The organism is Aminobacter sp. MET-1 (genome assembly GCF_026521175.1).
Lineage (GTDB): Bacteria > Pseudomonadota > Alphaproteobacteria > Rhizobiales > Rhizobiaceae > Aminobacter.
The window spans coordinates 1-8,869 of the sequence record NZ_JAMSHL010000044.1; the positions used below are offsets into that span (position 1 = coordinate 1).

The 8,869-nt window shown below is 61.2% G+C and carries 5 protein-coding genes; 4 read left to right on the plus strand and 1 reads right to left on the minus strand.

Annotated features, from left to right (window positions below; genetic code table 11):
- The first annotated feature begins 249 nt into the window (after positions 1 to 249).
- On the plus strand, positions 250 to 4,446 hold the full coding sequence (gene rpoC, locus NDO48_RS28735) for a DNA-directed RNA polymerase subunit beta' (protein WP_026227170.1): 4,197 nt from the start codon (positions 250 to 252) through the stop codon (positions 4,444 to 4,446).
- A gap of 478 nt (positions 4,447 to 4,924) precedes the next feature.
- On the opposite strand, the gene NDO48_RS28740 is transcribed toward rpoC, so the two are convergent.
- Positions 4,925 to 5,206 carry a hypothetical protein gene (locus tag NDO48_RS28740; RefSeq protein WP_018427837.1) on the minus strand — a complete coding sequence of 94 codons (282 nt, stop codon included), beginning with the start codon at positions 5,204 to 5,206 and terminating at the stop codon, positions 4,925 to 4,927.
- Positions 5,207 to 5,681: 475 nt separating this feature from the next.
- Here NDO48_RS28740 and rpsL point away from each other — a divergent pair, with 475 nt between their 5' ends.
- From rpsL to fusA, 3 genes are all read left to right on the plus strand, one after another.
- Positions 5,682 to 6,053, plus strand: coding sequence for a 30S ribosomal protein S12 (rpsL, locus tag NDO48_RS28745; protein ID WP_018427838.1), 372 nt, complete (start codon positions 5,682 to 5,684; stop codon positions 6,051 to 6,053).
- A 78-nt stretch (positions 6,054 to 6,131) separates the two neighbouring features.
- On the plus strand, positions 6,132 to 6,602 hold the full coding sequence (gene rpsG / locus NDO48_RS28750) for a 30S ribosomal protein S7 (RefSeq protein ID WP_018427839.1): 471 nt from the start codon (positions 6,132 to 6,134) through the stop codon (positions 6,600 to 6,602).
- 32 nt (positions 6,603 to 6,634) lie between these two features.
- Positions 6,635 to 8,725, plus strand: a complete 2,091-nt coding sequence (fusA, locus tag NDO48_RS28755; protein WP_018427840.1) for an elongation factor G — start codon at positions 6,635 to 6,637, stop codon at positions 8,723 to 8,725.
- The last annotated feature ends 144 nt before the right edge of the window (positions 8,726 to 8,869 follow it).

The following is an 8,869-nucleotide window of genomic DNA, read 5'->3' on the forward strand; positions in this document are numbered from 1 at the left end:
GAAGGTCGGGATGATCTGCAGCAGCCGCGCCAGAAGATAGGACAAAGAGGGCATAGGCCTGGCCTTCGAGAAAGGCGGGGCCGGCCGGGGGCCCCCCCCCGCGCCCCAGCCGCAGGGCACGATCCCGGTTTCGGTCAGATCGCGCTTCTTAGATGAGAATTCTTCGGCCACTGGTCGACACGTATGGCGGGCACGTTGGCCCGCACCCGATGCAAAGGGGCTTTCGAGGGCCCCGAAAAGGAGAACGACATGAACCAAGAGGTCATGAATCTCTTCAACCCGCAGGCCCCTGCGCAGGTGTTCGATTCCATCCGGATTTCGCTCGCCAGTCCCGAGAAGATCCTGTCCTGGTCGTTCGGCGAGATCAAGAAGCCCGAGACGATCAACTACCGTACCTTCAAGCCGGAGCGCGACGGCCTGTTCTGCGCCCGCATCTTCGGCCCGATCAAGGACTACGAATGCTTGTGCGGTAAGTACAAGCGCATGAAGTACAAGGGCGTCATCTGCGAAAAGTGCGGCGTTGAAGTCACGCTGTCGCGCGTCCGTCGCGAGCGCATGGGTCACATCGAGCTCGCAGCGCCCGTCGCCCACATCTGGTTCCTGAAGTCGCTGCCGAGCCGCATCGGCACGCTGCTCGACATGACCCTCAAGGACATCGAGCGCGTTCTGTATTTCGAGAACTACATCGTCACCGAGCCGGGCCTCACCGCGCTGAAGGAGCATCAGCTTCTCAGCGAGGAGGAGTACATGCTTGCCGTCGACGAGTACGGCGAAGACAGCTTCACCGCCATGATCGGCGCCGAGGCCATCCATGACCTGCTTGCCAGCATGGACCTGGAGAAAATCGCCGGCGACCTGCGTACGGAGCTCGCTTCGACGACGTCGGAACTCAAGCAGAAGAAGTATCTCAAGCGCCTCAAGGTGGTCGAGAACTTCATGGAATCGGGCAACCGTCCCGAGTGGATGATCATGAAGGTCGTGCCGGTGATCCCGCCGGATCTGCGTCCGCTGGTCCCGCTGGACGGCGGCCGCTTTGCGACCTCCGACCTGAACGACCTCTATCGTCGCGTCATCAACCGCAACAACCGTCTGAAGCGCCTGATCGAGCTCCGCGCGCCGGGGATCATCATCCGCAACGAGAAGCGCATGCTGCAGGAGGCTGTCGACGCACTGTTCGACAACGGCCGCCGCGGTCGCGTCATCACGGGTGCCAACAAGCGCCCGCTGAAGTCGCTGTCCGACATGCTCAAGGGCAAGCAGGGCCGCTTCCGTCAGAACCTGCTCGGCAAGCGCGTCGATTATTCCGGCCGTTCGGTCATCGTGACCGGTCCGGAGCTGAAGCTGCACCAGTGCGGCCTGCCGAAGAAGATGGCGCTCGAGCTGTTCAAGCCGTTCATCTATGCGCGTCTCGACGCCAAGGGTTACTCCTCGACCGTCAAGCAGGCCAAGAAGCTGGTCGAAAAGGAAAAGCCTGAAGTTTGGGATATCCTCGACGAGGTCATCCGCGAGCATCCGGTCCTGCTCAACCGCGCGCCTACGCTGCACCGCCTGGGCATCCAGGCCTTCGAACCCACTCTGATCGAAGGCAAGGCCATCCAGTTGCACCCGCTCGTCTGCACGGCCTTCAACGCCGACTTCGACGGCGACCAGATGGCTGTTCACGTTCCGCTGTCGCTCGAGGCTCAGCTCGAAGCGCGCGTGCTGATGATGTCGACCAACAACATCCTGCACCCGGCTTCCGGCGCGCCGATCATCGTTCCGTCGCAGGACATGGTTCTCGGTCTCTACTATCTCTCGATCGTCAACCAGAACGAGCCGGGTGAGGGCATGGTGTTTGCCGATATGGGCGAACTCCAGCACGCGCTAGAGACCAAGGCTGTGACGCTGCACGCCAAGATCAAGGGTCGCTTCCGCACGGTCGACGCCGAAGGCAACGAAGTGTCGAAGATCTACGACACCACGCCTGGCCGCATGATCCTCGGCGAACTGCTGCCGAAGAACGTCAACGTGCCTTACGAGACCGCAAACCAGGAGATGACCAAGAAGAACATCTCCAAGATGATCGACACCGTCTACCGCCACTGCGGTCAGAAAGAGACGGTCATCTTCTGCGATCGCATCATGGCTCTCGGCTTTGCGCACGCCTGCCGTGCCGGCATTTCGTTCGGCAAGGACGACATGCTCATTCCTGATACGAAGCACGGCCTGGTCGAACAGACCGAAGCGCTCGCGAAGGAATACGAGCAGCAGTACAATGACGGCCTGATCACTCAGGGCGAGAAGTACAACAAGGTCGTCGACGCCTGGGCCAAGTGCTCGGAAAAGGTCGCCGACGAAATGATGGCGCGCATCAAGGCGGTGGAATTCGAGGACAACGGTCGTCAGAAGCCGATGAACTCGATCTACATGATGTCGCACTCGGGTGCTCGCGGTTCGCCCACCCAGATGCGTCAGCTCGCCGGTATGCGCGGCCTCATGGCCAAGCCGTCGGGCGAAATCATCGAGACGCCGATCATCTCGAACTTCAAGGAAGGTCTGACCGTTCTTGAATACTTCAACTCGACCCACGGCGCCCGTAAGGGTCTCGCGGATACCGCGTTGAAGACGGCCAACTCGGGTTACCTGACCCGTCGTCTCGTCGACGTGGCCCAGGACTGCATCGTCAACTCCGTGGATTGCGGCACCGAGAAGGGCCTCACCATGCAGCCGATCGTCGATGCCGGTCAGGTCGTTGCGTCGCTCGGCCAGCGTATCCTTGGCCGTACCGCGCTCGACGACATCAACCACCCGGTGACCGGCGACCTGCTGGTCAAGGGCGGTACGCTGATGGACGAGCGCGACATCGAGGTCATCGAGAAGGCTGGCGTTCAGACCGTCCGCATCCGCTCGGCGCTGACCTGCGAAGTCAAGGTCGGCGTCTGCGCGGTCTGCTACGGTCGCGATCTGGCACGCGGTACCCCTGTCAACCAGGGCGAAGCTGTCGGCGTCATCGCCGCTCAGTCGATCGGCGAGCCGGGCACGCAGCTCACCATGCGTACCTTCCACATGGGCGGTACGGCACAGGTGGTGGACTCGTCCTTCCTCGAAGCCTCGTATGAAGGTGTCGTGCAGGTCCGCAACCGCAACGTCGTCCGCAACTCGGACGGCAACCTGGTGGTGATGGGCCGTAACATGGCGATCCTGATCCTCGACGAGACCGGCAAGGAGCGCGCCACGCACCGCGTCACTTATGGTTCGCGTATATTCGTGGACGATGGCGACAAGGTGAAGCGCGGCCAGCGTATCGCCGAGTGGGACCCCTATACCCGTCCGATCCTCACCGAAATCGAGGGGCGTGCGGCGTTCGAAGACCTCGTCGACGGCATCTCCGTTCAGGAAACGGCCGACGAGTCGACCGGCATCACCAAGCGTGAGGTCATCGACTGGCGCTCGACGCCGCGCGGTTCGGATCTCAAGCCGGCGATCGTCGTTCAGGACGCCAAGGGTAAGGTCGGTAAGCTGTCGAAGGGTGGCGATGCCCGCTTCCTGCTCTCGGTCGAGGCCATTCTTTCGGTCGAACCGGGCGCACATGTGAAGCCGGGCGACGTGCTGGCGCGTATCCCGATGGAAAGCGCGAAGACGAAGGACATCACCGGCGGTCTGCCGCGTGTTGCCGAACTCTTCGAAGCCCGTCGTCCGAAGGATCACGCCATCATCGCCGAGATCGACGGCACGGTCCGCTTCGGCCGCGACTACAAGAACAAGCGCCGCATCATCATCGAGCCGCATGACTCGACGCTTGAGCCGGTCGAATACCTGATCCCGAAGGGTAAGCCGTTCCACCTCCAGGACGGCGACGCGATCGAGAAGGGCGACTACATCCTCGACGGCAACCCCGCGCCGCACGACATCTTGGCGATCAAGGGCGTGGAAGCTTTGGCTTCCTACTTGGTCAACGAAATCCAGGAAGTCTACCGACTGCAGGGCGTGTCGATCAACGACAAGCACATCGAGGTCATCGTTCGGCAGATGCTGCAGAAGATCGAGATCACCGTTCAGGGTGACTCGGTCTACATCCCGGGTGATCATGTCGACGTCATCGAGTTCGACGAGATCAACGATCGCCTGATCGAGGAAGGCAAGAAGCCTGCCGAAGGTCAGCCGGTTCTGCTCGGTATCACCAAGGCATCGCTGCAGACGCCGTCCTTCATCTCGGCCGCTTCCTTCCAGGAAACGACCCGCGTGCTCACCGAAGCAGCAGTTGCCGGCAAGACCGACATGCTGCAGGGCCTGAAGGAAAACGTCATCGTCGGCCGCCTGATCCCGGCCGGTACGGGTGGCATGATGAGCCAGATCCGGCGCATCGCCACCTCGCGCGACGAACTGATCCTCGACGAGCGCCGCAAGCTCTCGGGCGCGGAAGTTGCCGAGCCGATCCTGACCGACATGGTCAACGCCGCTCAGTAAGAGCGTCGACGACAGAGACAAAAAAGCCGCCGGAGCGATCCGGCGGCTTTTTGCTGTTCGGGGTGTGCATGTTCGGCCTGCACGCCAATAGGCTTAGGTTCTCCGGCACCGACTGCTTGGTATGGCTGTTCGGCCGCACGCAATTTTAGCGGTCTGGCGCCTCGGGTATGGATCTTTGGGTAAGCTAGCAGTTCAGCCGGCGAGGCGGGTTGCTTCTGTCCGGCGTGGTCGCCGTCATCGCCGCGCCTTCATCATAATGCAGCGCGCCTTTGGGCTGGAGACGCGGGTGAGGGCGATCCTTTGAGCATTCGCCCATTCCGCGCTGCGCCCGACACGGCGCCTTCTGGTTGGCCCATGCCCGCCTTTGTGGCCGCGGTGGGGGGCGTTGCCCACTTAGACCCGAATGTCGGAAACAGTGTTCGGAAAGCACGACGCAAAAGCTCGAACAGCTGTTGCGTCCGTTGGGACGCACTGCAGTCTAGAGCGGCTCGTTGAAAGTGACAATCGACACTTCGCCTTCGAGCGCGCCCTGGTAGGCCGAGATATGCGGTTCGTCGTCGGGTTCGCCCTGCATGTCGCCGATCTGGTCGAGCTCGGCTTCGGCGTAACCTTCCTTGGCCAGCGCCTCGAGTGCCGAGCGCACCGCAGAATCATCGTCGGGTGCCACCAGCATGATGTGCACGCCTTCGGGCTGGCCGCCCTTGCGCCGCCAGACTCGCCCGGTGATGATCGTCACAGGGCGTTCGTCATTGTCGTTCATCGCTGATTCCTTGTCCGGATGGGGTGGGCGAGGGGATTCGCTCCTGTATCCACGATTTTCGCACGAAGGTCGGGTGCAAGACAGGCCAAAGAGCGTTACAAACGAAGCATTAACCCTGGTTGCAGCGCAATAAAGTTGCGCTCGGTCCCTTGTGATGCGGCGCAGCCCTTATTCCTTAAGGATTTTGGCGCCTCGGGGTTGACGCTAGGCGGTCATGCGAGTAGAAGCCGCAACGTCTGAGCCGATGTGAGGCTGGCTTTTCCGAAGCGACGCGCTTTGGAGTTTGCCTCAAACAGGGTTCGTTTTACGAGCGAAATGACATTTCTGTCTTGCATGAAGCGGTTCCGCTTCCTCTGCGGTTTGTTCGGGCAGGACCGCGTAACGCGGTTTATGGCCCGAATTTGCGTATGGAAATGCCGCTTTAAGCCGCCCCGAACGGGCTTGAGACACGGAATTTGAGAGACAAGAGGGTTTAATGCCTACCGTCAACCAGCTGATCCGCAAGCCGCGCCAGGCGCCGGCGACGCGCAATAAGGTTCCGGCCATGCAGGCCAACCCGCAGAAGCGTGGCGTTTGCACGCGCGTCTACACGACGACGCCGAAGAAGCCGAACTCCGCACTGCGTAAGGTCGCGAAGATTCGCCTGACCAATGGCTTCGAAGTGATCGGCTACATCCCCGGCGAAGGTCACAACCTTCAGGAGCACTCCGTGGTCATGATCCGCGGCGGCCGCGTGAAGGATCTTCCGGGTGTGCGCTATCACATCATCCGCGGCGTGCTCGACACGCAGGGTGTGAAGAACCGCAAGCAGCGCCGTTCGAAGTACGGTGCGAAGCGTCCGAAGTAATTCGGGTTCTGCAGTTTAGGTGCTGCGCGAGGTTCTCCGCGTAATAGAGCGCCAGTCAAAGTTTGAGAGACAAAAGCCATGTCCCGTCGTCACAGTGCAGATAAGCGCGAAATCAACCCGGATCCCAAGTTTGGCGATCTGGTCATCACCAAGTTCATGAATGCCGTCATGTATGACGGCAAGAAGTCGATCGCCGAGACGATCGTCTATGGTGCTCTGGACCAGGTTCAGGCCAAGACCAAGCAGGAGCCGGTGTCGGTCTTCCATCAGGCGCTCGACAATGTCGCGCCGCACGTTGAAGTCCGTTCGCGCCGCGTCGGTGGTGCGACTTACCAGGTCCCGGTCGATGTTCGTCCGGAGCGCCGCCAGGCTCTCGCTATTCGTTGGCTGATCACTGCTGCGCGCAACCGCAACGAGACCACCATGGTCGACCGCCTCTCCGGCGAGCTGATGGACGCGGCCAACAACCGCGGCACCGCCGTGAAGAAGCGTGAAGACACCCACAAGATGGCCGAAGCCAACCGCGCCTTCGCGCATTACCGCTGGTAACAGCGCGTCCGAACGACTGAGAGGCACCTCCCATGGCCCGCGAATATAAGATCGAAGACTACCGCAATTTCGGTATTATGGCGCACATCGACGCCGGTAAGACCACGACGACCGAGCGTATCCTGTATTACACGGGCAAGTCGCACAAGATCGGCGAAGTCCATGATGGCGCTGCTACCATGGACTGGATGGAGCAGGAGCAGGAACGCGGCATCACGATCACGTCCGCTGCCACCACGACCTTCTGGAAGGGTCGCGACGGCAAGCAGCGCCGCTTCAACATCATCGACACCCCCGGCCACGTCGACTTCACCATTGAAGTCGAGCGTTCGCTGCGCGTTCTCGACGGCGCCATCGCGCTGCTCGACGCCAACGCCGGTGTTGAGCCGCAGACCGAGACCGTGTGGCGCCAGGCAGACAAGTATCACGTCCCGCGCATGATCTTCTGCAACAAGATGGACAAGATCGGCGCTGACTTCTATCGCTCGTACGAGATGATCAAGTCGCGCCTTGGTGCGACCGCTGTTGCCGTTCAGCTGCCGATCGGCGCTGAATCGGAGTTCAAGGGCGTTGTCGACCTGATCGAGATGAACGCGCTGGTCTGGCGCGATGAAAGCCTGGGCGCTGCCTGGGACGTCGTCGAGATCCCGGAAGACCTCAAGGCCAAGGCCGAAGAGTTCCGCGAGAAGATGATCGAGACCGCCGTCGAAATGGACGAGACGGCTCTCGAGAACTACCTCGAAGGCAAGATGCCGACGAACGACGAACTGCGCGCGCTGATCCGCAAGGGCACCATCGCCGTCAAGTTCTTCCCGATGTTCTGCGGCTCGGCCTTCAAGAACAAGGGCGTTCAGCCGCTGCTCGACGGCGTCGTTGAATTCCTGCCGTCGCCGATCGACGTTCCGGCCATCAAGGGCATCGATGCCAAGACCGAAGCCGAGATCGAGCGTCACGCTGACGACAACGAGCCGCTTTCGATGCTGGCATTCAAGATCATGAACGATCCGTTCGTCGGCTCGCTCACCTTCTGCCGCATCTATTCGGGCAAGGTGGTCAAGGGCGCTTCGCTCGAAAACACCGTCAAGGGCAAGAAGGAGCGTCTCGGCCGTATGCTGCAGATGCACTCGAACTCCCGCGCCGACATCGAAGAGGCTTTCGCCGGCGACATCGTCGCTCTGGCCGGCCTCAAGGAAACGACCACCGGCGACACGCTCTGCGATCCGCTGCACCAGGTCATCCTCGAGCGCATGGAATTCCCCGAGCCGGTCATCCAGATCGCCATCGAGCCGAAGACCAAGGGCGACCAGGAAAAGATGGGCCTCGCGCTCAACCGTCTGGCTGCTGAAGATCCGTCGTTCCGCGTAAAGTCGGACGAAGAATCCGGCCAGACCATCATCGCCGGCATGGGTGAACTGCACCTCGACATCATCGTCGACCGCATGCGTCGCGAGTTCAAGGTCGAGGCCAACGTCGGCGCTCCGCAGGTTGCTTACCGCGAGACCATCACGCGTTCCTACGAGCAGGACTACACCCACAAGAAGCAGACCGGCGGTACCGGCCAGTTCGCCCGCGTCAAGCTGGTGTTCGAGCCGAACACCGAGAGCGAAGAGTTCCAGTTCGACGCCAAGGTCATCGGCGGCTCGGTCCCGAAGGAATACATCCCGGGCGTCGAGAAGGGTATCCGCAGCGTCCTGTCGTCTGGTCCGTTCGCCGGCTTCCCGATGATCGGTGTCAAGGCAACGCTCATCGACGGTGCCTACCACGACGTCGACTCGTCGGTCCTCGCCTTCGAAATCGCCTCCCGTGCAGCTCTGCGCGAAGCCGCTCCGAAGCTGGGCGTCCAGCTGCTTGAGCCGGTCATGAAGGTGGAAGTCGTGACGCCGGAAGACTACGTCGGCAACGTCATCGGCGACCTCAACAGCCGCCGTGGCCAGATCCAGGGCCAGGAGTCCCGCGGTATCGCCGTCGTCGTCAACGCGATGGTCCCGCTGGCGAACATGTTCAAGTACGTGGACAGCCTGCGCTCGATGTCGCAGGGCCGCGCTCAGTACACGATGCAGTTCGACCACTACGAGCCGGTCCCGACTGCAGTCGCCCAGGAAGTTCAGAAAAAATACGCGTAATTCCAAGGAATTGCAGCGTTTCGTTAATTTAACGCCCTTATTGGGCTAGCAGGAATGGAGACCTCACATGGCAAAAGGTAAATTCGAGCGTAATAAGCCTCATGTGAACATCGGCACGATTGGTCACGTTGACCACGGCAAGAC

What these genes read in the sequence shown, in the direction of transcription:
- rpoC (WP_026227170.1), top strand. Translation starts at nt 250, where the DNA reads ATGAACCAAGAGGTCATGAATCTCTTCAACCCGCAGGCCCCTGCGCAG.
- NDO48_RS28740 (WP_018427837.1), bottom strand. Translation starts at nt 5,206, where the DNA reads ATGAACGACAATGACGAACGCCCTGTGACGATCATCACCGGGCGAGTC.
- fusA (WP_018427840.1), top strand. Translation starts at nt 6,635, where the DNA reads ATGGCCCGCGAATATAAGATCGAAGACTACCGCAATTTCGGTATTATG.
- rpsL (WP_018427838.1), top strand. Translation starts at nt 5,682, where the DNA reads ATGCCTACCGTCAACCAGCTGATCCGCAAGCCGCGCCAGGCGCCGGCG.
- rpsG (WP_018427839.1), top strand. Translation starts at nt 6,132, where the DNA reads ATGTCCCGTCGTCACAGTGCAGATAAGCGCGAAATCAACCCGGATCCC.